Source organism: Pseudomonas sp. QC2 (assembly GCF_002859085.1).
In the GTDB taxonomy this organism is placed as follows: domain Bacteria; phylum Pseudomonadota; class Gammaproteobacteria; order Pseudomonadales; family Pseudomonadaceae; genus Aquipseudomonas; species Aquipseudomonas petroselini.
The window spans coordinates 118,473-142,703 of record NZ_PKKS01000014.1; the positions used below are offsets into that span (position 1 = coordinate 118,473).

General features: G+C 59.2%; 19 protein-coding genes and 2 pseudogenes. 8 read left to right on the forward strand and 13 right to left on the reverse strand.

Annotated features, from left to right (window positions below):
• Positions 1-44: 44 nt before the first annotated feature.
• From QCBJ_RS13630 to QCBJ_RS13640, 3 genes are all read right to left on the reverse strand, one after another.
• The gene (locus QCBJ_RS13630) at positions 45-1,994 is read right to left on the reverse strand and encodes a DNA topoisomerase III (protein ID WP_102061061.1); all 1,950 of its coding nucleotides are present in this window, start codon (positions 1,992-1,994) and stop codon (positions 45-47) included.
• A 176-nt stretch (positions 1,995-2,170) separates the two neighbouring features.
• Positions 2,171-3,793, reverse strand: coding sequence for an MFS transporter (locus QCBJ_RS13635; protein WP_012723397.1), 1,623 nt, complete (start codon positions 3,791-3,793; stop codon positions 2,171-2,173).
• 65 nt (positions 3,794-3,858) lie between these two features.
• Positions 3,859-5,505, reverse strand: coding sequence for a GMC family oxidoreductase (locus QCBJ_RS13640; RefSeq protein ID WP_102061023.1), 1,647 nt, complete (start codon positions 5,503-5,505; stop codon positions 3,859-3,861).
• A 129-nt stretch (positions 5,506-5,634) separates the two neighbouring features.
• On the opposite strand from QCBJ_RS13640, the gene QCBJ_RS13645 reads away from it, so the two are divergent.
• Positions 5,635-6,528 carry a LysR family transcriptional regulator gene (locus QCBJ_RS13645; RefSeq protein WP_046035923.1) on the forward strand — a complete coding sequence of 298 codons (894 nt, stop codon included), beginning with the start codon at positions 5,635-5,637 and terminating at the stop codon, positions 6,526-6,528.
• A gap of 56 nt (positions 6,529-6,584) precedes the next feature.
• Here the strand turns inward: QCBJ_RS13645 and QCBJ_RS13650 are convergent, their stop codons facing one another.
• Genes QCBJ_RS13650 through QCBJ_RS13660 form a run of 3 tightly spaced genes read right to left on the reverse strand, consistent with a single transcriptional unit; the run spans position 6,585 to position 9,616 of the window.
• A complete protein-coding gene (locus QCBJ_RS13650; RefSeq protein WP_102061024.1) occupies positions 6,585-7,682 on the reverse strand; it encodes a DNA alkylation repair protein in 1,098 nt (365 codons plus the stop codon).
• Positions 7,683-7,700: 18 nt separating this feature from the next.
• Positions 7,701-9,047, reverse strand: coding sequence for a glutamine synthetase family protein (locus QCBJ_RS13655; RefSeq protein ID WP_102061025.1), 1,347 nt, complete (start codon positions 9,045-9,047; stop codon positions 7,701-7,703).
• 11 nt (positions 9,048-9,058) lie between these two features.
• Positions 9,059-9,616, reverse strand: coding sequence for a helix-turn-helix domain-containing protein (locus QCBJ_RS13660; RefSeq protein WP_102061026.1), 558 nt, complete (start codon positions 9,614-9,616; stop codon positions 9,059-9,061).
• Positions 9,617-9,928: 312 nt separating this feature from the next.
• On the opposite strand from QCBJ_RS13660, the gene QCBJ_RS13665 reads away from it, so the two are divergent.
• Entirely contained in the window at positions 9,929-10,387 is a 459-nt protein-coding gene (locus tag QCBJ_RS13665) for a transposase (protein WP_102061027.1), read from the forward strand.
• Positions 10,388-11,298: 911 nt separating this feature from the next.
• Positions 11,299-11,607, forward strand: coding sequence for an RcnB family protein (locus QCBJ_RS13685; protein ID WP_012723404.1), 309 nt, complete (start codon positions 11,299-11,301; stop codon positions 11,605-11,607).
• Between the two features lie 118 nt (positions 11,608-11,725).
• Here the strand turns inward: QCBJ_RS13685 and QCBJ_RS13690 are convergent, their stop codons facing one another.
• Both QCBJ_RS13690 and QCBJ_RS13695 read right to left on the reverse strand, forming a co-directional pair.
• Positions 11,726-11,998 (reverse strand): DUF1652 domain-containing protein, encoded by a 273-nt coding sequence (locus QCBJ_RS13690; RefSeq protein ID WP_012723405.1) that lies wholly within the window; start codon positions 11,996-11,998, stop codon positions 11,726-11,728.
• Between the two features lie 109 nt (positions 11,999-12,107).
• A complete protein-coding gene (locus QCBJ_RS13695) occupies positions 12,108-13,598 on the reverse strand; it encodes a helix-turn-helix transcriptional regulator (protein WP_064055491.1) in 1,491 nt (496 codons plus the stop codon).
• Positions 13,599-13,794: 196 nt separating this feature from the next.
• On the opposite strand from QCBJ_RS13695, the gene QCBJ_RS13700 reads away from it, so the two are divergent.
• On the forward strand, positions 13,795-14,763 hold the full coding sequence (locus tag QCBJ_RS13700) for a hypothetical protein (RefSeq protein WP_102061028.1): 969 nt from the start codon (positions 13,795-13,797) through the stop codon (positions 14,761-14,763).
• A 111-nt stretch (positions 14,764-14,874) separates the two neighbouring features.
• Entirely contained in the window at positions 14,875-15,495 is a 621-nt protein-coding gene (locus tag QCBJ_RS13705) for a hypothetical protein (RefSeq protein ID WP_012723408.1), read from the forward strand.
• Between the two features lie 52 nt (positions 15,496-15,547).
• Here the strand turns inward: QCBJ_RS13705 and QCBJ_RS13710 are convergent, their stop codons facing one another.
• The 5 genes and pseudogenes from QCBJ_RS13710 to QCBJ_RS13730 form a co-directional block, all read right to left on the reverse strand.
• Positions 15,548-16,720, reverse strand: a complete 1,173-nt coding sequence (locus tag QCBJ_RS13710; protein WP_177410662.1) for a hypothetical protein — start codon at positions 16,718-16,720, stop codon at positions 15,548-15,550.
• A gap of 14 nt (positions 16,721-16,734) precedes the next feature.
• Positions 16,735-17,622 (reverse strand): nitrilase family protein, encoded by an 888-nt coding sequence (locus tag QCBJ_RS13715; protein WP_102061029.1) that lies wholly within the window; start codon positions 17,620-17,622, stop codon positions 16,735-16,737.
• Between the two features lie 112 nt (positions 17,623-17,734).
• Positions 17,735-18,154: pseudogene (locus QCBJ_RS13720) on the reverse strand (FAD-dependent oxidoreductase); the annotation flags it as partial.
• Between the two features lie 355 nt (positions 18,155-18,509).
• Entirely contained in the window at positions 18,510-19,385 is an 876-nt protein-coding gene (locus QCBJ_RS13725; protein WP_102061030.1) for a DUF2971 domain-containing protein, read from the reverse strand.
• Positions 19,386-19,444: 59 nt separating this feature from the next.
• Entirely contained in the window at positions 19,445-20,104 is a 660-nt protein-coding gene (locus QCBJ_RS13730; RefSeq protein WP_102061031.1) for a hypothetical protein, read from the reverse strand.
• A gap of 126 nt (positions 20,105-20,230) precedes the next feature.
• On the opposite strand from QCBJ_RS13730, the pseudogene QCBJ_RS13735 reads away from it, so the two are divergent.
• The 3 genes and pseudogenes from QCBJ_RS13735 to mgtA form a co-directional block, all read left to right on the forward strand.
• Positions 20,231-20,398 (forward strand): annotated as a pseudogene (locus QCBJ_RS13735) (FKBP-type peptidyl-prolyl cis-trans isomerase); the annotation flags it as partial.
• 12 nt (positions 20,399-20,410) lie between these two features.
• Positions 20,411-21,016, forward strand: coding sequence for a GNAT family N-acetyltransferase (locus QCBJ_RS13740; RefSeq protein WP_102061063.1), 606 nt, complete (start codon positions 20,411-20,413; stop codon positions 21,014-21,016).
• Between the two features lie 497 nt (positions 21,017-21,513).
• Positions 21,514-24,219, forward strand: a complete 2,706-nt coding sequence (gene mgtA / locus QCBJ_RS13745; RefSeq protein ID WP_102061032.1) for a magnesium-translocating P-type ATPase — start codon at positions 21,514-21,516, stop codon at positions 24,217-24,219.
• Positions 24,220-24,231: the final 12 nt, after the last annotated feature.

Sequence of the window (24,231 nt, forward strand, 5' to 3'; positions counted from 1 at the left end):
GTTAAACCCGTCGAAAAGCGTCATTCGCCGGTTTTTTTCAGTATTCACCCAGCATTTGTCGGCTTTTTTGCCCGCTTGGGGCTGGCTGTCGTCTTGCGTGGCGCGCTCTTGCGTTTGTTTTTCCACGGCGTGGCGCCTCGACCTGCCGGGCTGGCCGGGCCGGTGATGGTCATGCGCATGCCATTGCAGCGCGCTACCTGCTTGCTCATCCAGGCCGCCTGTTTGGCGACGAATTCTTCCAGGCTCATTTCGCCGCTTTGTACCATGTCCAGCGCCTGCTCCCAGATCGCGGTAGTGCCAGGGTCGGCGATGGCGCGGGGCACCGCGTCGATCAGGCTGAACGCCGCCGGTGTCGCCGACAGCGCCTTGCCGTTCTTCACCAGGTAACCTCGGTCGAGCAACCCTTGGATAATCCCGGCACGGGTGGCTTCGGTGCCGATGCCGGTGGTGTCCTTGAGCTTTTGCTTGAGCAGCGGGTCTTCCACCAGCTTGGCGACGTTTTTCATCGCCTTGATCAGGTCGCCTTCGGTGAAGGGCTTGGGTGGTTGGGTCCAGAGGTCCTTGAGGTTGACCTTGGCCACCGCGTAATCCTGGCCCTGCACCAATGTCGGCAATGCCTGCGGCACAGGCGCTTCACGGCCCTTGGTCGGCGCGAGCGCTTCGGGCAGGGCGCGTTTCCAACCCGGCTCGATCACCACTTTGCCCACCGCACGCAATGCTTGGCCCGCACAGTCGAAATCCGCTTGGGTGCGATCGTATTCATGGTTGGGCAGGAACTGCGCCAGGTAGCGCGCGCGAATCAATGTGTACACCGCACGATGCTTACCGGTCAGTTGCCCGACCTCCTTGCCGGCACCGGTCGGGATGATGCCGTGGTGGGCGCTGACCTTGGCGTCGTTCCACGCCCGCGAGCGACGCTGGGGATCGATATACGGCATCAATGCGTTTACCGCTGCATCAGCGCGTCCCAGCGCAGCCAGAATTTTCGGCGCTTCGCTGTGCTGACTGACCGGCAGGTAGCCGCAATCGCTGCGGGGGTAGGTGATGACTTTGTGGGTTTCATACAGCGACTGGGCAATATCCAGGGTTTCCTGCGCGCCGAGGCCGAGTTTCTTGGAGCAGATTTCCTGCAGGGTGCCGAGGTCGAAGGGCAGGGGCGCGACCTCACGCATGCGTTCGGTGCGTAGCTTCACCAGTCGCGCCGTGGCGGCATTGGCCATGGCATCGGCGGCGTCACGCGCCAGTTGCGGGTTGAGGCAGCGGCCCTGGTCATCACAGGCCTCCTCGGCCGCGCGCCATTGGGCGGTGAAGGTCATGCGCTCGTGGTGCAGGTCGACATCGATGGCCCAGTAAGCCACCGGCACGAAATCCGCAATGCTGCGGTCGCGGTCCACCACCAGGCGCAGGGTCGGCGTTTGCACCCGACCTACGGGCAATACGCCCTGGTAACCGGACTGGCGCCCGAGCAGCGTGAACAGGCGGCTCATGTTCATGCCGATCAACCAGTCGGCGCGGGAGCGGCCCAGGGCCGAGTGATACAGGCTGAAGGTCTCGGCGCCGGGTTTGAGGGCCGCCAGGGCCTTGCGAATCGAGGCATCGTCGAGCGCCGACAGCCACAGCCGTTGGATCGGCCCGCGATAGCGGCAATGCTCCACCAACTCGCGCGCGATCATCTCGCCTTCACGGTCGGCGTCGGTGGCGATCACCAATTCCTGGGCTTCGCCCAGCAGGCGCTTGACCACCTTGAATTGGCTGGCGGTCTTGGGTTTGACCAGCATCTTCCATTTTTCCGGGACGATGGGCAGGTCGGCCAGCACCCAGCGTTTGTACTTGGCATCGTACGCATCGGGCGGGGCGGTTTCCAACAGGTGGCCGATGCACCAGGTGACTGTGACCCCATTGCCCAGCCAGCAACCGTCGCCCCGGCGGCTGGCGCCGAGCACGGCCGCAATATCCTTGGCCTGGGAGGGTTTTTCACAGAGGTACAGCCGCATGGTCATCACATCAGATGGGGTTGATGCCTTGCAGGATGCTTAGTCTGAGGGATTTGAGCAACTGTTATCTGTATGGATGTACAGCAATTTATGTAGGCGCTGGGGAATAAAAGTGGGAGGGGGGCAAACCCCCTCCCACAGGCGGTCTTCAGTGGTTGAAAATCCGCTGTTACGGGTCAGTTGTTATCGATATCCACATGCCGCGTTTCTTTCAGGCAGACCATCCCCACAATCAGGCTCACCCCTGTCACGACCACCGGGTACCACAGGCCGTAGAAGATATCGCCGGTGTACACCACCAGGGCAAACGACACGGTCGGCAGGAACCCGCCAAACCAGCCGTTGCCGATGTGGTAGGGCAGGGACATCGAGGTGTAGCGGATGCGCGTCGGGAACAGTTCCACCATCAGCGCTGCCAGCGGGCCGTAGCACATGGCGGCGATCAGGATCAGCGCCACGATCAGCACCACCACCATGGTCTTGTTGACCTGGGCCACATCCGCCGAAGACGGGTAGCCGGCCAGGGTCACGGCGCCACGCAGGGCTTTTTCGTCAAAGCCGTCGATACGCACGTCACCCACGCTCACCTGCACCGGGCTGCCGGCAGGTGCCACGGCGCTGCTGTAGGGCAGGCCTTGCTTGACCAGGAAGGTCTTGACCTTGTCGCATGGGCTGTCAAATTTCGCCTTGCCCACCGGGTCGAACTGGAAGGTACAGGTCGCCGGATCGGCCAGTACGGTGATCGGTGCCTGGCGACTGGCCTGGTCCATCGCCGGGTTGGTGTAGTGCGCCAGGCTCTTGAAGATCGGGAAGTACAGCACGGTGGCCAGCAGCAGGCCGAGCATCAGCACCGGCTTGCGGCCCACTTTGTCCGACAGCCAGCCAAAGAAGATAAAGAACGGTGCGCCGATCACCACGCTGATGATCAACAACATGTTGGCCAGGGCCGGGTCCATTTTCAGGAACTGCGTGAGGAAGAACAGCACGTAGAATTGCGCCGCGTAGAAGGTCACCGCCTGGCCGCCGTTGATGCTGAACAGGGCGATCAGCACGATCTTGAGGTTCTCCCATTTGCCGAAGGACTCGCGGATCGGCGCCTTGCTGACCTTGCCTTCCTCTTTCATTTTCAGGAACGCCGGCGACTCATGCAGGCTCATGCGGATCCAGGTGGAAATGCCCAGCAGCACGATGGAAAACAGGAACGGAATGCGCCAGCCCCACACTTCGAACTGGTCACCGGTGAAGTAACGGCAGGCCAGCACCACCAGCAGTGAGAGCAACAGGCCGAGGGTCGCGGTGGATTGAATCCAGCTGGTGTGAAACCCGCGCTTGCCCGCAGGCGCATGCTCGGCCACATAGGTCGCCGCGCCGCCGTATTCGCCGCCCAGGGCCAGGCCTTGAAGCATGCGCAGCACGATCAGGATGATCGGCGCCGCAATGCCGATGCTGGCGTAGGTCGGCAACAGCCCGACGCAGAAGGTCGCCACGCCCATCAAAATAATGGTGACGAGGAAGGTGTATTTACGCCCGATCATGTCGCCCAACCGGCCAAACACCAGTGCCCCGAACGGTCGCACCACAAAGCCGGCCGCGAAGGCCATCAAGGCGAAGATAAACGCCGTGGTGTCGTTGACCCCGGCAAAGAACTGCTTGCTGATCACCGCCGCCAGGGCGCCGTAGAGGAAAAAGTCATACCACTCGAACACCGTCCCCAGGGACGAGGCGAAGATGACCTTTCTCGATTCGTTGCCGGTGCTGGCGGTAACCGCCGAGCCCAGGGGTTGAGCATGTTCTGACATCGGGTAGCCCTCACAGTGATTATTTATTGTTGTTCCACTGTCGGCGCCAGGTTTGGCGCCGCTATTCAGATTGCATGAACCAGTTCTTTCTCCGGGGCGAGACTCCTTGTAGGCGGCGAAAGGATCAGCTGCGCGGCTTTCTCCGCGATCATCAGCGTCGGTGAACAGGTGTTGCCGGAGGTAATGCGCGGCATGATCGACGCATCGGCGATGCGCAACCCAGGGACGCCATGCACCCGCAGTTGCGCATCGACCACCGCCTCTTTATCGCTGCCCATGCGGCAGGTACCGACCGGGTGGAAGATGGTCGTACCGATGCGCGCGGCGGCTTCGTGCAGTTCCTCTTCGGTCTGCAGCGAGTCGCCCGGCAGATATTCCACCGGCTTGAACTGGCTCAGGGCCGGTGCGGCAACGATGCGGCGGGTCAGGCGGATCGCATCGGCGGCCACACGCAAGTCTTCCGGATGGCTGAGGTAGTTGGGACGGATCAGCGGTGCATCCGCCGGGTTGGCCGAGCGAATGTCGATGCGCCCGCGACTTTGCGGGCGCAAGTCGCAGACCGAGGCGGTAAACGCCGGGAACGCATGCAGCGGTTCGCCAAAGCGCTCCAGGGACAGCGGTTGCACATGGTATTCAAGGTTGGCCGAGGCCTGTTCCGGGCCCGAGCGGGCAAATGCGCCGAGCTGACTGGGCGCCATCGACAGCGGGCCGCTGCGGTCGTACAGGTAGCGCAGGCCCATGCCCATCTTGCCCCATACGGTGCCGGCGATCTGGTTGAGCGTGCGGGCGTTTTCCAGCTTGTAGATCAGCCGCAGTTGCAGGTGATCCTGCAGGTTGCCGCCCACGCCCGGTAACTCGTGCAGTACCTCGATGCCCAATGGCTTTAGCACGTTGGAGGGACCTATCCCGGAGCGTTGCAGGATGCCCGGTGAACCCACGGAGCCGGCGCACAGCACAATCTCCTTGCGCGCTTTCCAACTGACCTGCTGGCCGTGCTCGCGCGCGACCACCTGGGAGGCGCGGCCGTTTTCCAGCAGCACGCGATCCACGTCCACGTCGGTCAGCACTGTGAGGTTGGGGCGTTGGCGGACCGGCTTGAGAAACGCCTTGGCTGCGTTCCAGCGCACCCCGGCTTTCTGGTTGACCTGGAAGTAGCCGCAGCCTTCGTTGTCGCCCTGGTTGAAATCGTTGAGGTTGGCAATGCCGCTCTGCGCCGCTGCGTCACGGAACGCATCGAGGATCGGCCAGTGCAGGCGCTGTTGCTCGACCCGCCATTCACCGCCGTCGCTATGGAACTCCGAGCTGCCGGCAAAGTGGTTTTCGCTTTGCTTGAACAGCGGCAGCACGTCTTTCCAGGCCCAGCCTGCGTTGCCTTCTGCCGCCCAGCCGTCGTAGTCCAGGGCCTGGCCGCGCATGTAGATCATGCCGTTGATGGACGAACAGCCGCCCAGCACCTTGCCGCGTGGATAACTCAGCGCACGGCCTTGCAGGCCTTCCTGGGCTTCGGTCTTGAAGCACCAATCGGTGCGCGGGTTGCCGATGCAGAACAGGTAGCCGACGGGGATATGGATCCAGGGGTAATTGTCGCGGCCGCCGGCTTCCAGCAGCAGCACGCTATGGGCGGGGTTGGCGGACAGTCGATTGGCGAGCAGGCAGCCCGCGGGGCCGGCGCCTACTACGATGTAATCGTATTCAGCAGTTGCAAAGGGCATCTGAGGCCTCGCTTGTTTTTCTTATTGGTTCCATCCTAGTTGTTAGTTTTCGTCTTAAAAATGTTAGTTTTTACCCAGCTGCTGTGCGTTTTTAAACAGCGTAGCCGAGGCTCATTCAATGGAGGCGTCATGTTCGACTGGAACGACCTGCGGTACTTTCTTGAGTTGCAGCGCAGCGGCCGCCTGCTTACCGCCGCGCAACGCCTGAAAACCACGCATGCCACCGTGGCCCGGCATATCGAGGCGATCGAGAAAAGCCTCGGCACCGCACTGTTCGTGCAGCATGCCCAGGGCTACGAACTGACCCCCGCCGGCGAAGCCCTGCTCAAGCACGCTGAAGCCATGGAAAACGTCGCGCTGCTGGCCGAAGACGAACTCACCCACTCCGCCGCGCCCCTGGGCAAGATCCGCCTCGGGGTGGCCGAAGGGTTGGGCGTGATGTTCCTGGCCAGCCGCATGGGCGGCCTGTTCGACCGCTACCCCGGCCTGGAAGTGGAACTGGTGGCGGTGCCGCGCTTTGTCAGCATCCTCAACCGCGAAGCGGAAATCAGCATCCACCTCGAACGCCCGAGCGTCGATCAACTGGTCACACGCAAACTCACCGACTACCGCCTGGCCCTCTACGCCAGCCGTGCCTATCTGGACCGCAACCCGCCGATCGAAAAACGCGAAGACCTCGCGGCGCATGCGTGGATCGATTACGTGGACGACCTGCTGTTCAGCCAGGAGCTCAAATTCCTCAGCAGCTTCTGCCGCAACCCCAAGGTGGTGTTCCACAGCACCAGCGTGATCGCCCAGCACCAGGCGGCGCGCTCCGGATTGGGGATCGCGGTGTTGCCGTGCTTCATGGCAGCCGGCGACCCGGAGCTGGTGCCGTTGCTGCCGGGGGAGGGGATCCAGCGCAGTTACTGGATCAGCTCGCGCCGGGAGTTGCATAAGTCGGTGCGGCTGCGGGTGTTGTGGGACTACGTGGTGGAGTTGTGCGCGCGTGAGCAAGGCTTGTTGCTGGGCGAAACCAACTGAAGAAACCGGATCAATACTGCTCCCACATTGGATTTGTGTGGAATCACTGAACCCGGTCAGGCGCGCAACTCAAACTCGGCACTCCCCAGCCTTTCCCCATTCACCAGCACATGCACCACATGCCGGCCAGGGTAATGCTTGCGGGTGGTCATGTCGCGAATGTGCTGTTCGCGCCGAATGTGCTGCTGCTCTCCGGCACCCAGACTGAATGCCTTGAGCTTGAACACCTTCGCCGCGCCGTGGCCGGTGCTCTTCACGTAGTCGATGGCGTAATCCACCACCAACTTCTGTGGGGCCGGGGCCGTGGATTCCAGGGTGAAGGACAGGTTGATGCGTTCGCCGAGGTTGATCACCGCTGGCGTGACCATGAGATGGTGGATCTTCACTTCGGCCTTGGCGCCTGCACCCATCAGGGTCAATGCACGCGTATTGCCTTGCTTGATCAGGCTGCGCAGGGCATGGCGGGCGATCCAGGCGGTGTGAGGGTTCTCCAGGTTCCAGCCTTCGATCAGGCTGAGCACCCACTCCGGGTGGTCCTTGGTGATGTCGTTGAGGTGGTTGGCCACGGACTTGCGCACGTACAGGCTGTTGTCGGCCTTGAGGTGGTCGAGGATCGACGCGCACAGCTCAGGGTCAGCCTGGACTTCGGCCAAGCGAAACGACCAGGGCAAGCGCGGCCGCGACCCTTCGCTGGCCAGGCGGCGCACGTGTTCGTTGTCATCCTGCGACCACGCCTGCATCACCGCCAATGTGCGCTGGAAGTCGTGCAGCAGAAAGTGGCGGATGGCGAATTCGGCGGAGCCAAACGTTGTGAAGTATTTAAGGGCGGCCATGGAGCGCTTGAAGTCATCCCGCCCATAGCTCGCCACGTAGTGCGGCAAAAACAGGCTGACAAACCCACTGTTCAGGCGTGGCGCCAAGGCGTAGAGCAGCGTGAGGGTTTGCGGGTAGTCCAGCGGGATCACCGCATGCAGGCTCTCGCTGACCCGCGCCATGCGCTGCATCACCGATAACTCGGCCAGCCCGGCCTTGGCGTGCTTGAGGAAGCCCTTGGCGTCGAACGCCGGGTACACCGCCGTCATCTCACTGGCAATGTGTTGCAGGCGTTCGACGTTGAAAATTTCCTTCAGCGCCGGGGCAGCTTGGTCGGTCATCGATGATTCCAGGGGCGGTTAAAGAAACCAGCGGTATTCCCGCGCATTGATCTCTTGTTGAAAGGCCAGGTGATCCTGGCGTTTGTTCTCGCAGTACACGTCGACAAATTCGGCGCCCAGCTTATCGCGCAACACCGCTTGATGCTGCATGGCGCGTACGGCTTCGAGCATTTCCAGGGGGAAGTCGCTGCCGCTGCTACGGTCCTCGTTCAGCGGGGCGATGGGTTCGCGCTTGGCGTCGAGGCCATGCTCCAGGCCCACCAGGATCGCCGCCAGTACCAGGTACGGGTTGGCATCGGCACTGGCCAGGCGATGCTCGACGCGCAGGTTGCGTGGGTCGGACTCGGGAATGCGCACACACGCGTCGCGGTCTTCAAAGCCCCAGCTGGCGCGGGTGGCGGCATTCACCGTGCCGCCCAGGCGGCGGAAGGCGTTGTGGTTGGGCGAGAAGATCGGCATGCAGTGCGGCAACAATTCCAGGCACCCGGCCACGGCGTGGCGCAGGGGCTGCTGCTGATGGGCTGCGAGCACATTGTTGCCCGCGCCGTCATACAGGCTGACATGCACGTGCATGCCGCTGCCCGGGAATTGCAGGTAAGGCTTGGCCATGAAACTGGCGCGGTACCCCTGCTTGAGCGCCACGCCACGGGTGCTGCGGCAGAACAGGGCGGCCCAGTCGGCGGCGCGCAGGCCGTCGTCGAGGTGGCCGAAGTTGATCTCGAACTGGCCGGGGCCGAGTTCGGCGGTGATCACCGTGATATCGATGCCCTGGTCCTTGGCGGTTTGCGCCATGTCATCCAGCACGCCGCTGAAGCGTGACAGCCGTTCGATGTGCAAGTTGGGCTGGTCGTCGGCATCGCCGCTGAGCGGGTCGCGGGCGAATTGCGGCAGGCCGTTATCCAACGTTTTGTCGAACAGGTAGAACTCCAGCTCAAACGCCACCACTGGGTGGATGCCCTTGTGCTGCAGGCGCTCCAGCACCTTGGCCAGGACTTCGCGGGGCTCGAATTCGATGGGCGCGTCGGTGCCATCGGAGGTCATCAGCATCTGGCCCAACGGCTGTGATTCCCAGCTCACCGGCTTGAGCGTGCCCGGCACCAGGCGGCGGTTGGCGTCCGGGTCACCGTCGTTGAAGCAGTAGTCGCCAATCTTGAACAACCCGCCCTGAGCCCCCAGCAACACGGCATTCTGCGGCAGCTTCAACGGGCTGCCGGCGGCAACTTTTTCCAGCATCTCGATGGGGTAGCGCTTGCCGTAGAAATGCCCGGGAATGTCCAGGGCGATCAGGTCGACATAACGTACATCGGGATGGTTCTGGCGAAAGGTCCGTACTTCGGCCAGTAACGTGGAGGCATGGCTTTTCACGGGTGTTGCTCCTAGTTGTAAACCCACAACACGCGGGCGGGCAGGTCGGTGAGGTTGGCGTAGCGGCAATGGGCGAAGCTGGCCAGGTGAAAGCTGTCGCCGGGGGCAAGGGTGACCGGATCGGCCTCACCTTCTACCCACAGCGTCAATTCGCCCTCCAGCACAAAACCGGCCTGCTCGGCGCGATCGCTCATGGTTTGTTCGCCGCTGTTGGCGCCAGGGGCCAACAGGCTGTCGAGCATCGAGAACGCGCCGTTCATGCTCGGTGAGACGAGGATGTCGGTGATGCCATTGGCGTAATACACGGTGCGCCGCTCGTTGGGGCGGGTGATCCAGTCCACGGCCTTGGGTTTGGGCTGGCTGTAGAAGTAGGTGGTGGGCACGTCGAGTGCGTGGCTGATGGCGGTCAAATCGGCCACCGTCGGTCGCGACAGGCCGCGCTCGACTTGGGACAGGAAACCCACGGAACGCTCAATTTTTTGCGCGAGCTGGGCGAGGGTGAGCTTCTTGTGCTTGCGCAGATCGTGGATCAACGCCGCGAGAGTGGCGAGTTCTTCTTGTTGGTTCATGAAATTTATTTCGATTAATTTCATGAAAAATTACAGGATTTATTTCATGCGGGCAATGGGGGCTGCAGGATGAGGGGGTTCCTGTGGCGAGGGAGCTTGCTCCCGCTGGGCTGCGAAGCGGCCCCAACTCGTACGCCGCGTTCGTTCAGGAGGTATACGGTTTAGCTTTTTGGGGCTGCTGCGCAACCCAGCGGGAGCAAGCTCCCTCGCCACAGGGGGGGAAGGAAATATGAGGAAATTGAATTGAGCAGGGCGATGGGCGCGGACTGCTAGGTTGAGTTGATCAGATTATCAATCGCCAGGAGCATTGAGTTGCTTCAGAAGCCCAGCTCTCATTTGTTACGTCGTGGTCGTTACTCAGAAACAGGTCGTGCCTACTTGGTGACCGCGGTGGTTTATCAACGGCGGCCCGTATTTACCCACTTTTACCTGGGGCGGTTGCTGGTTGCGGAACTCAAGCAGGCCCATGACCTCGGCCTGGTTGAATCACTCGCATGGGTCATCATGCCGGATCATTTCCATTGGTTGTTTGAATTGCAGGACGCGTCGCTGCCCCAGGTTATGCAGCGGGTGAAATCGAGGAGTACGCTGACGATCAATCGAGCCTGCGGCACACAGGGCGCTTTTTGGCAAAGCGGATACCATGATCGAGCCGCGCGTGCCGAAGAAGACCTTATCCAAATCGCGCGCTACATCATCGGTAATCCCCTGCGAGCAGGCTTGGTGGAGCAAGTGGGTGACTACCCTCTATGGGACGCTGCCTGGTTATGAAAGCATGTCACCTGTGGCGAGGGAGCTTGCTCCCGCTGGGCTGCGAAGCGGCCCCAACTCCTACGCCACGTTCGTTCAGGAGGTATACGGTTCTGCTTTTTGGGGCTGCTGCGCAACCCAGCGGGAGCAAGCTCCCTCGCCACGGGGGGTGGTGCGCTACATCATCGGTAATGCCCTGCGAGCAGGCTTGGTGGGTGACTACCCTCTATGGGACGCTACCTGGCTATGAAGGCATGTCACCTGTGGCGAGGGAGCTTGCTCCCGCTGGGCTGCGAAGCGGCCCCAACTCCTACGCCGCGTTCGTTCAGGAGGTATACGGTTCTGCTTTTTGGGGCTGCTGCGCAACCCAGCGGGAGCAAGCTCCCTCGCCACGGGGGGTGGTGCGCTACATCATCGGTAATGCCCTGCGAGCAGGCTTGGTGGGTGACTACCCTCTATGGGACGCTACCTGGCTATGAAGGCATGTCACCTGTGGCGAGGGAGCTTGCTCCCGCTGGGCTGCGAAGCGGCCCCAACTCCTACGCCGCGTTCGTTCAGGAGGTATACGGTTCTGCTTTTTGGGGCTGCTGCGCAACCCAGCGGGAGCAAGCTCCCTCGCCACGGGGGGTGGTGCGCTACATCATCGGTAATGCCCTGCGAGCAGGCTTGGTGGGTGACTACCCTCTATGGGACGCTGCCTGGTTATGAAAGCATGTCACCTGTGGCGAGGGAGCTTGCTCCCGCTGGGCTGCGAAGCGGCCCCAATTCATACGCCGCGTCTGTTCAGGGAGTACACGGTTCTGCTTTTTGGGGCTGCTGCGCAACCCAGCGGGAGCAAGCTCCCTCGCCACAGGTGGCGTGTTGCTTGATTGAATGATCGCGCGTGGCAGCGGTCCGAACCTGGGTACGCATCATTCATTGACGGAGCACCCATGAAATCCAAATCCCTGATCGCTTGCCTGCTGGTCGCCACGAGCCTGTCCACCGCCAGCTTTATCGTGCAGGCCGGTGATACCCCTCAGGAAACCGTGCAACCTTCGAATATCAACGCCCGTGACTTGAAAGAAGGTGATCGCGCGCCGGATATGCTGATGCGCAAGGAATCGGCCGTCAGCGACTGGAAAAAACGCGGTCTCAAGCAGCCTGAAGAAGACAGCCAATGGACGCGGGTAGGCGATAAGTTCGTACTGCTCAAGACCACCAACGGCACCATCCTGGAGATCACCCCCGTCAAGAAGTGACGGTGGTTATCGTAGCGGCTCCGGGTTGAGGTAACCGGCTTCAAAAACCGCGTTACCTTCCCAGCGAAGAAAGCAGGGGCTGCCTACTCCACTAAGAAGCTACCCCCGCACGCTGAGCTTATTGTTGCGTCGCTGAAGGCAAATCATCCAGCGTGAGCTTACCCACGTTGTTGCATTGCAATTCGTAGCGCAGCTCTTCGACCATCTTTTCAACTTCTTGCGGGGTCTGCAGCCGGTTCGTGCTGATCCCGGTCACCACCAAATCCACGCGGCCGGTTTCAGCGTCGTAGACCTTGAGCGTCAGGGACGCATCCCGGCACAACGTGAATTCACACGTCAGCGGCGACAGGCCTTCTTCGATGCAATTTCGCAATTGAGAGAGGGTAAACATGCTGTTTCCTTCAAGGCATAAGTTTCGACCCTTGAAGGTTAAGGACTGGCCCCTGGCGCCATAAGGCGAATTCGCACTAGGTGCACTAGTGCATTTGCACTTAAAGGGTTTACTTTTTTAGACGCAACTCGCCCGCAAACAGCCCGCGTTCACGGGCCCAGACGATGGCTGCGCTGCGGCTGTGCACCCCCAGTTTCGAGTACACCGTGGCGACATGATTGCGCACCGTATTGGGCGCCAGTTTCAGCCGCGAGGCGATCTCCTTGTCGGCCAGGCCTTCGCAAATCAAGCCCAGCACATCGCGCTCGCGGGCCGTGAGGTCGGTAAAGCTGATATTGGGTTGGTTGGGACTGTTGACGCTCTTGGCGTTGGCCAGTTTTTCGATGAGGGTCTGGCTGAACCAGGAGGCGTCCTGCATCACCTCTTCGATGGCGGCCACCAGTTCCAGTTCCGAGCGTTTGCGTTCGGTGATGTTCATCATCACCAGCAAGTAGCAGGGCACGTCCTGGATGATCACGGTGTCGGCAGAGACCACACAGTCGATCACCTCATTGCCTTTTTTACGCACCTTGAGGTCCTGGCCGTCGAGATTGCCGGCTTTTTCCAGGCTGGTGAACAACTGCGCACCCGCTTGGGGGCTGTCGATGAAGTCGATGTCTTCGACGGACTTGCCGATCAGTTCCTCGCTGGTATAGCCGGTGAGACTCATGAACGCTTCGTTGATGTCCACCACCTGGCGGTTGGCGGCGCTGCACACCAGGGTGGGCACCGGGGTCAGGCGGAAAGACTTGGCGAAGCGTTCCTCACTCTGGCGCAGGGCGATTTCCGCTTTGCGTCGCGGCTCCAGGTCCATGAAGGAAAACAGCATGCAGTCCTCTTCGTTCATGTCCAGCGGCTGGCCGGCGACGATCACCAGTTTGCTGCCACCTTCGGGCAGTCTCAGTTCGGCCTGCATTTGCGGGATGGTCGCGCCTTCGCCCAGGCGCTGGATGGCCAGGTCCTTGCGTTCGGCCTGTTCCAGTACGTCCAGTTCATACACGGATTTGCCGATGACTTGGTCGCGGTTGTAGCCGGTCATTTCCAGAAAACCCTGGTTCACCTTGATGTAACGCAGGTCGCTCAAGCGGCAGATCACCGCGGGCGCCGGATTGGCGTTGAAGGTTTTCTCGAACCGCTGCTCGGCGCTCGCCCATTCGGTGGCGTCGCTGAGGATCAGCACCAGCAATTCCGGTTCGCCGTGCGAGTCCGTGATGATCAGGCTGCGCAGGCGATGGACCCAGGTCTTATCGGCGTCAGCGATGGGGGTGCATTCGACCACCACATCACTGAACTCTTCGCCTGCGGCTACGCGGGCGAGGGGGTAGTTTTCCAGTAGCACCGGATGATTGTTGCGATAGCGCAGGGCGAAGTGTTCGGCGTAGGCCTGGGTATTGGCACCCAGTGCCGTGACGTCATCAATGCCGTGCATGTTCAGTGCGGCTTCATTGGCCCAGAGGATGGTCTGGTCGACCTCAGCGAGGATGATCCCGTCGGACACACCGGAGATTATTTGCTGCAGTTGGCGACGGTTGGTTTCTTTGGCGAGAACATCCTGGGTCATAGAATCTCCGGGTTTTGGGTGCATGAAAGTACGACACCCGGGTATCAGGATAGTGCAGAGAAAGTGCAGGGAGGGGAGTGCGAATGCACCAGGCCACCTGGTGCATTTGGGCCACGACTGAACGTATGTCGTTTCGCCACACTCACACCCATCAAGGCATTTCGCCTTGCTCCCATAACGTGTGAAGGACCTCTGTATGACCACTGTCTATGAAACCAATCGCTCGCTGTTTCGTGTGTCCTGGAGCTCGGTGCTCGCCGGTAGTGCAATTGGCCTGGTGACCTATCTGGTACTCAGTGTGCTGGGCACGGCCATCGGTGCCAGCGCGGTCAACCCCATGGAAGCCGGTAACCCGCTGAGCGGTTTCGGCACCGGGGCAGGGATCTGGCTGTTCGTCTCCACGCTGGTTGCCATCGGCGTTGGCGCGTTTGTCGCCGGCCGCACGGCACCGGATCGCGGCGGCCTGCACGGCGTGCTGACCTGGACCGTCACCACCTTGCTCACCACCTGGCTGCTGGCTGGCTTGGCCGCCAGTGTCGTCGGCACTGCCGGCAATGTGGTCGGTAAAGGCCTGTCGGCTGCAGGCAGTGGTATCGCCGCGGCGGCGCCAGGCATTGGTGACAGCATCAAGCAACAACTGAACGAGCAGGGTATCCAGTTGGATTGGAACAGCCTGCAAGGCGAACTCGATACCTTGCTCAAGCAGAGCGGCAAGCCTGAACTGGACCCGGCTAACGTCGAGCAGAAGACCGACCAGGCCGCCGCCGATGGCAAACAGTCCGCCACCGCCGCAGCGACCGACCCTGCCCAGGCCGGCGATGCGCTGAAGCAATGGTTCGAGCGCGTCAAAGCCTCCGGTGAGCCTGCGCTGAACGCGGCCGATAAAGAAGCCCTAGTCAACATCGTGGCTGCCCGTACCGGCAAGAGCAAGGAAGAAGCCACGCAGATCGTCGACAACTACGCCCAGGCCTATCAACAGGCCATGCAGAAGGTCGATGAGCTGAAACAACAGGCTGAACAAAAAGCCCGTGAAGCCGCCGAAGTGGCCGCCAAGCAACTGTCCCGCGCTGCCTGGAGCACTTTGGCCATGCTGTTGCTGGGTGCGGCCTTGAGCTTTTTTGTGGGTCGCCTGGCGCTGACCAACCGTCGCGTGCCGTTGGCTTAAACCTTTGGGGCGAGTGGCAAGGACGCCGCTTTTCCCGTCACGACAGCGCTGTACTTGAGTGTGATACGCGTAAACTGGCGGCCTTTTACGCGTATGACACACAGGTGCCCCTTGAGCGCAGGCAAAGCCGTCGGACTGTTACTCCTCTCTTCTCTGTTGGCGGCGTGCGGTACTTCACCGCCACGCAACCCCAACGATCTCTGCAGCATCTTCCGTGAAAAGGACGACTGGTACGACGCCGCTAAAGTCACGCAAAAGCGTTGGGGCGTGCCGATCCAGGTGCCGTTCGCCATCATGTACCAAGAGTCGGGTTTCCATCAGGACGCCTTGGCCCCACGCAAATACCTGCTGTGGATCATCCCCTGGGGCCGCGTCTCTACCGCCGCGGGTTACGCCCAGGCCAAGGATGAGGTGTGGAACGACTACCGCAAAAGCACCGGCCGCAGCGGCGCCAGTCGCCATGACTTCGACGACGCCATCGACTTTGTCGGCTGGTACATGGACAAGACCTACAGCGTCAACGGCGTGTACAAATACGACGCCTACGGCCAGTACCTGAACTACCACGAAGGCTGGGGCGGCTACCGCCAGCGCACCTACGCCAGCAAAGCCTGGTTGCCGCCGGTGGCCAGCAAGGTACAGGCGCGCTCGCAGATGTATGCGCAGCAATATGCGGGGTGTAAGGATGATTTGGGGCGGGGATTCTGGAGTCGGTTTTGGCGGTGGTTGTGAGAGACCAAAAGCTGTTCCCACGCTGCAGGAGGCACGCAGCGTGGGAAGGCTCTTACGCTTGAACTAACCAACCTACCAGCGGCACTATCATCAATGTACTCAACGCCATTGAAGTGACATTACCTATATACGGGTGAACGTGTGCGGGCACGCGCGCTGCAATCGCACAGGCCAATGGCGGCGCGATCAGCGCCCCGAGCAGTGCACTCGAAGCAATGACTGTCCAACTACCACCATGGGTCAATACAGCCGCAGGCACGACGGATACCAGTGGAACGTAGGTTGGGTACCAGCCTCGTTTGATCCACTGTTTTCGCCAGATCACGACACCTGACAACGATGTCAGCGCCTGGGCGCCCAGCAGCGGCAAGACCAGGCCTGATCCATACGCCGGGCTGACGGGGTTCAGGGCGTATGCCAATAACACGCCTGCCAGCAACCCGAGACTGGCGAGTTCGTTCCCAAAAAACGGCGCTTCGGAAAAGTCTGCCAGCACCCGCCGAAGGCTCCAGGCTATCCCGTAAGTAGGCGGTTTTGCAGGCGCCGGTCTGGCGGGGGCGATGTAGTCGGAACGCACCAGCAAGGGCACTCTACGACACAGTACAAACGCTATGACACTGCCGACGGCCATGCCCACCACGTTGCCGATAACCACTGGAAGACCTAGCGGTACGCACACGAAGTTCACGATCAACAAGCACATAGGCGTCACCAGCAATGCGCCCAGCACCGCACCGTTTATCGCAACTTTCCAGCCGCCACCGAACATCAGCACCATCGCCGCCGGTAATGAGACGAACGCCGCGAACGTCGGTTGCCACGTCTGTGCGGTGACGCTCCAGCCCCACAGTAGATTGCTCAGCAGTAGCCCCAACAGTGAACTGGTTATCAGCCAAGGCCACAGTCCCGTTCCGTAGGAAATGGAAAATCCCTGCCAGGTTTTACCGTGCTTGCTTGCCCACCAAGCCATGTAAGCGCCGCCCAGCAAGCCGAGTGATGCAAGTTCATGCTTGTAGAAGGCTACTTCACTGATATCCCCCAGTATCCACCGTAGCCACGCAACCGGATGGGGCAGGCTCGCGACCATCTCGGCGTAGCCCGGCCATGAGCCTTGAGTGCTCAGCGCTACCCAAAGCACCAGCAGTACGCTACTCAACCCCAGCATCAGGACGGTGATGTCCATCCAGGAACAGCCGGATCTCGTTTCGGTAATGAGTGTTTTCATGCTGTGCCCTCCGATCAACGTGGAAGGGCAGGGTGGTGGGAGTAACCGAGCATTTGATCGTAGAGATCATTACGTCGATCACGTTGCAGGTCATTGAGGCTGTTCCAGATCGGAGCACTGCGGGCGCTGGTGACATCAATGTCCGCGAACAGGATTTCCTGGCGATTGGCCGAAGCTACCGCGCCAATCGGCCAGCCGTTGGTGCCGGCAATCAACGAGCATCCGAGGTAGCGCGCTCCACGCTCTTCGCCAATGCGGCTGGCGGCGGCGATAAACTCATTATTGACGTGGGCGGCGGTCATCGTCAGGTATGACGCCATGCATTTGCCTGCCTCATCGAATAGCGGCGGTGGCGTCCACACCCAGTTATTCAGGCTGCAAATAATATCGGCACCTTGCTGGCCAAGAATGCGGGGCACCTCCGGGAACCAGATATCCCAACAAATCAGCAAGCCAATACGGCCGATCGGCGTTTCAAACACTGGAAAGCCCGTATTGCCAGGGGTGAACCAAAGCTTTTCCAGGTTCCACAAATGCGCTTTGCGGTATTTGCCGATAAACCCGTCAGGACCTAGCAGCACGGCCGTATTGAACAACTGCATACCGTCTATTTCGCACAGGCCAGCCACCAGATAAACCTGATGCCTGCAGGCAAAATCTATCCACGCCTGCACACTGGTGCCGTCTGGAACCAGTTCGGCGTGATCAAAAGCATCCTGGCGACTGCTGAAAAAATACCCGCAATTGGTGAGCTCAGGCAGCACGATCAGGTTGGCTCCGCCGTTTGCGGCTTCGGTTGCCAGTGCAAGACTTTGATGCAAGTTATTGGCTCGGTTATTCATGCCAACCTGTGGATCAAGTTGTATGACCGCTACGCGTGCAGGGCTTGCTGGTTCGCTCATGGAGATGACCTCTTATTGTTATACAACCGGAAATCGGTTGGGTGTTTATAAGAGGCGAGCAAATGTTTAATTGAAAGTCGGGCGATTCCCGTTGCGTTGTAGTCTCTTTCTTTTACGGTTCGGCTTTGTAGGTGGGATAGTCATGCATAGTAAAACCTCCGTTGAATGTTGCACGGGTTTTGTTGCAAATGTTTATCACGGTATCCACTGCTCCTCTGAAACAGGGTTCCGTCCAGCCTGCATCGACGGAGAAAGACTCCCCGCAGAGGTAAAGGCCTGACTTATGAGAGAAGTTACGATTATATTGCAGTAGTTTCATAGCGTTGTAGTAAGTGCCTGCACGGTAAAGCTTTGCGCAACCCAGTGCGTTTTTATCGTTCATCCAGCGTTGCACGACCGCTTGTTTACGTCCGATGTAGGGTGATATTTTTTCTTTTATGTTTGTGGATTTCAACAGGATTCGGTCAAGGTCTTCGATGCATTTGTCTACAAGCTCTTCATCGCTGAACACCGATAACTGCCGAAGCAAACCCCGAGCCGTATATACTCACCGGACGTGCTTAACAATTGAGGGAACAATCTATGAGCGACAATGACCCGTACAACGATCCTGATAACTGGAACGAATGGGGCTATATCCCTGCTCAACGTGAGGAGCCGATGTCTGAGGAGGACGATGACAACTGATCCGCCCGGAAGAAAAAATCCCGCCCTTGCGGGATTTTCATCTCAATGAGGTCTGTCATTCACGCTTCTACAACATCCTCTGTAGAAGCTTAGAAGGCCACAGGCATGAGGTTGTTTCCAAATCACGCAGTATTTCCAGTGACGAGCGGCGGGTTAAATACCGAATATAACGACCCTCTGTCGTCAATTTTTCCCTTAGATTATTTAATATCTGTCACTGGAATTGTCTTGAACATCATGCTTTGTGCAGAAGCAGTAATTTCACCGTGGTGGAATGTCCATTGGGCTAGCTCTACCTGGGGGTAGTTCATATGAAGCTCCTGCATTATAGGTCCCCATTGAGCACCATCGGTTCGCATAAAGTGGACGCGCTTAAGAACCGACTTGAGTAATGGGCGAGCACCTGCCTTACCCGAAAGTAACCTTATCTCCCTCTCATGTGCCCAATCTGTATGTTTGACCGACGTTACTCGTGCAGTGGAAAGAATACCCATCCTACGGCGAAACTGCTCTTCAAGTGAGAGTTCGTAAAGTTCTTGAAGGCTCAAGCTAGGGTTCTTTTCCGCTAGGTCAAGAAAGACCGTACGCCAATCTTCTGCGCGGTTGTGCTGACGAGCGACCCTGCTGTACGTAACGTCTACCGGCAACAATTGGCTCTCTTGCACAATTGAGGCTGACCACTCCAATTCAAAGCAAACGCCTTGGCAGTTTTCAGCGTAGTACGCCCACATAGCCTGATCGTTTGGGCGGCGTGCGGCTGAAAATATACCTATATTGTCGCAGGACTGCCTGAATCGTTCGTTTTCCTCGGTGTTTATCGCAATAAAATCAGGAGGGCACGGATAACCGGATGATAAGCGAGGGCCACCACGGTTCTGACTTACTTCCGAGATCGTGTCGAGATAGATTCTACTGAATGCTTCGGGTTGCGCGTGATCGAACTTGGTTTCAAGTATGTCGTTCAGTTCCACCGGCTTTGCGAAGTAAAGCGTCCCATCTACAAGGCACCTGAGGGCGCTCACGCCGCTGCGGTATTTGAAACAGCTCAGTGTCTGCTTAGGATCATCTTTAGCCATGCTGGTATACCTTACGCAATTGATGTATTGAGGTTAGCCATATTGGCGAGCTTTTCTTTTTAGGAAAATTTCTTGTAGAAGAAGGCGCCAAGTGCAATAAAGGCCAATAGGTATGGTGCCACGAGATCCAGAGTCTCCCTTTGTGCCACCCAAGCACTCGCTCTGTACCTCAGCTCAATCCAGAGAAGAAGCAAAAAGTCTTTGCGTTTCCATCTGCTGTCGTACTTGTTGAGGTTTATATATCTCTTGAAGTAAATAAGTCCGTGCTCCGGATCTTCTTGTTTTGTTGGATAGGCAATAACTCTTCTTAATAAGCCTATTCTCCTGTACTCCGGCTCTAATAACCCCGGCTCATCACCACCCCAAACGTCCACGGCCTTTTCCACTAAGCCCTTAACCTCCTCTTTTTGCTGGTCATAGAAGTATACTGTGGGGTCGTTGATAAGTTTTTTAGACCATATCCTGAAAAGCTCATTGCGGTAAATTTCCGAGTATGCGTAGTAGCGTACAATGCTATAAACAATACCTGCAATCAAAAGCCATTGTAAGTTCTCATGATTTGTAAACTCAATTTTAAAAATTAGACTGCTGGCCTCTTTGATATTTGCACCGCTAACTACAATTGCAAGTAGTAGCAAGGAAAGTAAGAATAAATTTCTTCTTTTACTCTTCAGTCCGTCATCAGCATCTATTGCTTTCCTAAAGTCTTCTGTATTCATAGCATCCGTACTGACTCGTCGCGATTCGTGAAAGGTGAGTATTGGGCATAACGCCATCAGTATCTCACACCCGGACAACCTGAGTTGGCTGCTGAGCCTGCTAAGACTTTGAGGTGTAATATACGAAAAAGCTGGGACCAGGGCTTGATGGGCATGCAGGTGGGCGGTGTGCGCAGCTTGTTCGTGCCGGCGCATTTGGCTTATGGCGAGCGGTCGATGGGCGCACATATCAAGCCCAACAGTCATCTGCGCTTTGAGATCGAGTTGTTGGAAGTCCTGACGCGGGACGATTGAGGGCGGATGAATATGGACGTGGATGCGCACCTGTTGCCGGGGGGCTCCGTTGCGGGCATTCGGGTCACTGAGCTGGGCGGTGGGGATGAGGCCGAGTTGCAGCGGTTTTTTGAACGCGCACCGGATTACTTCGTCGCCGTGAATGGCGAGCCGGCCACGCCGACTGAAGCGCATGAGGAGTTGCTGGGGCAGTTGCCGGTAGGGTGGACATGCCGGCGGATGTATTGGCTGGGTTACCGCGATCAGGACAATGAGCTGGTGGCGGTGGTGAACATTGCGGCGGATGTGTTGGCGGTCGGCGTCTGGCATATCGGTCTGTTGCTGGTGGATGCACGGTTGCACGGCACCGGGCTGGCGCACCAGCTGCATGCGGATCTTGAAGCGTGGGTGGTTCGCAATGACGGCCAATGGTTGCGGTTGACGGTGGTCATCGGCAACACCCGTGCTGAACGTTTCTGGCCAAAACTCGGTTATGTGCAGGTGCGTACCCGTGAGGGAGTCACGATGGGGCGGCAGGTGAACAGGGTGTCGATTCAGGTCAAGGCATTGGGCGGTGGGCAGGTGGATGATTACCTGGCATTGGTGGCAAGGGACCGACCGGACACCGCGTCACAGTAAATGTACACCCAACCCTATGGGCGGGCGCTTGCTTCCTCCCACATTTGATCCTCAGTGGGCCCAGGAAAAGGCGTACCTGAACCCTCCCTGAAGAATCTTCTTATTCATCATTCGGAAGCTTTCCTACGGTTTACTCTCCTAGTATCGGGGCGTAAGCTTCGCGCGTTTTCATCAATTGCGGAGACCCTCAGTGGGTACTTGTTCGAGTGACAGTAGTCGGCCGGTTTCGTTGACCGGCATAGACTTGGCAAGGTAACGCGCATTCTCCAGATGCCGTTGTCTCGCCAATAAAGCGAGAAGCGGCATCGCGGCAGTGACCAGTCCTGGCTCCTGTCCGATTCCCTCTCATCGACGCTGACCAGCACCTGATTAACCTCGGGATGCGACGGACGCGCCTGCCTTTTACGGCGGGCGGGCCAAGCCGGCTGTGCCTTTAAAACGGGCGCGGTGCGCGAGGCGGTACCTGCACGAGTGTTTCCTCGCGCAGGAGTAACACCATGAACTTCACACTGTTGAAAGAGTTCTTCGCCGGCTTCCTGCGGACCCGGCATATCGCCCGGCATTTCCGCCGCTTGGCGATGCTCGACACCGTGGCCGACGCCAGCGTCAGCCGCGAAGTGCCGCCGACCCTGGCGCAAACCCTGGTGATTTCGGCCAACAGCAGTGCCGTGCAATTGCTCGGCACGCTGGGCAGCCACTCCGAAGGCTTGAACACCCAGGAAGCCGACGCCCTGCGCGTGCAATACGGCCTCAACGAAGTCGAGCACGAGCAGCCGCTGCCGTGGTGGGTGCACCTGTGGCATTGCTACAAAAACCCCTTCAACCTGCTGCTGACTTTGCTGGCGGTGATCTCCTGGCTGACCGAGGACATGAAGGCGGCCACGGTGATTTTCTCCATGGTGGTGCTCTCGACACTGCTGCGCTTCTGGCAGGAGGCCAAGTCGAACAAGGCGGCCGACGCCCTCAAGGCGATGGTGAGCAACACGGCGACCGTGCTGCGTCGGGATGAAACCAAGCGCATCGAGCTGCCGATCAAACACTTGGTGCCGGGTGACCTGATCGTACTGTCGGCCGGTGACATGATCCCCGCCGACTGCCGTGTCATCAGTGCCAAGGACCTGTTCGTGAGCCAGGCGGCGATGACCGGCGAATCGATGCCGGTGGAGAAGTTCGCCCAGCAGCAAGATGCCAACACCCGTAACCCGCTGGACCTGGAAAACATCCTGTTCATGGGCACCAACGTGGTGTCCGGCGCGGCGACGGCGGTGATCCTGACCACCGGCAACAGCACCTATTTCGGTGCGTTGGCCCAGCGCGTAACCGCTACCGACCGCGCGACCACCTCGTTCCAGCAAGGCGTCAACAAGGTCAGTTGGTTGCTCATCCGCTTCATGTTCGTGATGGCGCCACTGGTGCTATTCATCAACGGGTTCACCAAGGGTGACTGGACTGAAGCGCTGTTGTTCGCGCTGTCGATTGCCGTGGGCCTGACCCCGGAAATGCTGCCGATGATCGTCACCTCGACCCTGGCCAAAGGCGCGGTGTTTCTCTCGCGTAAAAAAGTCATCGTCAAGCGTCTGGACGCGATCCAGAACTTCGGCGCCATGGACGTGCTATGCACCGACAAGACCGGCACCCTGACCCAGGACAAGATTTTCCTCGCGCGCCATGTGGACGTGTGGGGGGAAGAGTCCGATGACGTGTTGGAAATGGCCTACCTCAACAGCTACTACCAGACGGGCCTGAAAAACCTGTTGGACGTGGCGGTGTTGGAGCATGTGGAGGTGCATCGCGAGTTGAAGGTGGGTACGGCGTTCCAGAAAGTCGATGAGATCCCGTTCGACTTCAATCGTCGCCGCATGTCCGTCGTGGTCGCCGAGCAAGGCCAGCCACACCTGTTGATCTGCAAGGGGGCGGTCGAAGAGATTCTGTCGGTGTGCAACAACGTGCGCCATGGCGACGTCAACGAAGCGCTGACCGATGACCTGCTGGCGCGCATTCGCCAGGTCACCGCCGCGTTCAACGAAGAAGGCCTGCGCGTGGTGGCCGTGGCCGCGCAACCGATGGCGCCGGGGCGCGACACCTACAGCCTGGCGGATGAACAAAACCTCACGCTGATCGGTTATGTGGCTTTTCTCGACCCACCGAAGGAAAGCACCGCGCCTGCGCTCAAGGCTCTCAAAGCCCACGGCGTCGCCGTGAAAGTGCTGACAGGTGACAACGAACTGGTCACCGCTAAAATCTGCCGCGAAGTGGGCCTGGAGCAGCAGGGCCTGCTGATGGGCAATGACATCGAGGACATGACCGACGCCGAGCTGGCCAAGGCCGTGGAAACCACCAATGTGTTCGCCAAGCTGACGCCGTCCCACAAGGAGCGCATCGTGCGCCTGCTCAAGGCTAACGGGCATGTGGTGGGCTTTATGGGTGATGGCATCAACGACGCGCCGGCGCTGCGTACTGCCGATATCGGGATTTCGGTCGACAGTGCGGTGGATATCGCCAAGGAAGCCGCCGACATCATCCTGTTGGAAAAGAGCCTGATGATTCTGGAGGAGGGCGTGCTGGAAGGCCGGCGTACCTTCGCCAACATGCTCAAGTACATCAAGATGACCGCCAGTTCCAACTTCGGCAACGTGTTTTCGGTGCTGGTGGCCAGTGCGTTTATTCCGTTCCTGCCGATGCTGCCGATGCACCTGCTGGTGCAAAACCTGCTGTATGACATTTCGCAGATCGCGATTCCGTTCGATAACGTCGACGCCGAGATGCTCGCCAAGCCGCAACGCTGGCAGCCCGGCGATGTGGGGCGGTTCATGCTGTTTTTTGGGCCGATCAGTTCGATCTTTGACATCACCACGTTCGCGCTCATGTGGTATGTCTTCGATGCCAACACCCCGGACCACCAGACGCTGTTCCAGTCCGGCTGGTTCGTGGTGGGGCTGCTGACCCAGACGCTGATCGTGCACATGATCCGCACCCCGAAAATCCCGTTCCTGCAGAGCCGCGCGGCGATGCCGTTGATGGTGATGACCGGTGTGATCATGGCCGTGGGGATTTTCCTGCCGATGGGGCCGCTGGCGCACTACTTCAAATTGCAGGCGCTGCCGTCGCTGTACTTTGTGTTCCTGCCGGTGATCCTGCTGGCGTACATGGCGCTGACCCAGGCGGTGAAGGGCTACTACATCCGTAAGTTCGGCTGGCAATAAACAGGGAAGATC

What these genes read in the sequence shown, in the direction of transcription:
- QCBJ_RS13685 (WP_012723404.1), top strand. Translation starts at nt 11,299, where the DNA reads ATGAAATCCAAATCCCTGATCGCTTGCCTGCTGGTCGCCACGAGCCTG.
- mgtA (WP_102061032.1), top strand. Translation starts at nt 21,514, where the DNA reads ATGAACTTCACACTGTTGAAAGAGTTCTTCGCCGGCTTCCTGCGGACC.
- QCBJ_RS13715 (WP_102061029.1), bottom strand. Translation starts at nt 17,622, where the DNA reads ATGAGCGAACCAGCAAGCCCTGCACGCGTAGCGGTCATACAACTTGAT.
- QCBJ_RS13630 (WP_102061061.1), bottom strand. Translation starts at nt 1,994, where the DNA reads ATGCGGCTGTACCTCTGTGAAAAACCCTCCCAGGCCAAGGATATTGCG.
- QCBJ_RS13710 (WP_177410662.1), bottom strand. Translation starts at nt 16,720, where the DNA reads ATGAAAACACTCATTACCGAAACGAGATCCGGCTGTTCCTGGATGGAC.
- QCBJ_RS13645 (WP_046035923.1), top strand. Translation starts at nt 5,635, where the DNA reads ATGTTCGACTGGAACGACCTGCGGTACTTTCTTGAGTTGCAGCGCAGC.
- QCBJ_RS13690 (WP_012723405.1), bottom strand. Translation starts at nt 11,998, where the DNA reads ATGTTTACCCTCTCTCAATTGCGAAATTGCATCGAAGAAGGCCTGTCG.
- QCBJ_RS13660 (WP_102061026.1), bottom strand. Translation starts at nt 9,616, where the DNA reads ATGAACCAACAAGAAGAACTCGCCACTCTCGCGGCGTTGATCCACGAT.
- QCBJ_RS13730 (WP_102061031.1), bottom strand. Translation starts at nt 20,104, where the DNA reads ATGAATACAGAAGACTTTAGGAAAGCAATAGATGCTGATGACGGACTG.
- QCBJ_RS13635 (WP_012723397.1), bottom strand. Translation starts at nt 3,793, where the DNA reads ATGTCAGAACATGCTCAACCCCTGGGCTCGGCGGTTACCGCCAGCACC.
- QCBJ_RS13700 (WP_102061028.1), top strand. Translation starts at nt 13,795, where the DNA reads ATGACCACTGTCTATGAAACCAATCGCTCGCTGTTTCGTGTGTCCTGG.
- QCBJ_RS13650 (WP_102061024.1), bottom strand. Translation starts at nt 7,682, where the DNA reads ATGACCGACCAAGCTGCCCCGGCGCTGAAGGAAATTTTCAACGTCGAA.
- QCBJ_RS13695 (WP_064055491.1), bottom strand. Translation starts at nt 13,598, where the DNA reads ATGACCCAGGATGTTCTCGCCAAAGAAACCAACCGTCGCCAACTGCAG.
- QCBJ_RS13740 (WP_102061063.1), top strand. Translation starts at nt 20,411, where the DNA reads ATGGACGTGGATGCGCACCTGTTGCCGGGGGGCTCCGTTGCGGGCATT.
- QCBJ_RS13725 (WP_102061030.1), bottom strand. Translation starts at nt 19,385, where the DNA reads ATGGCTAAAGATGATCCTAAGCAGACACTGAGCTGTTTCAAATACCGC.
- QCBJ_RS13640 (WP_102061023.1), bottom strand. Translation starts at nt 5,505, where the DNA reads ATGCCCTTTGCAACTGCTGAATACGATTACATCGTAGTAGGCGCCGGC.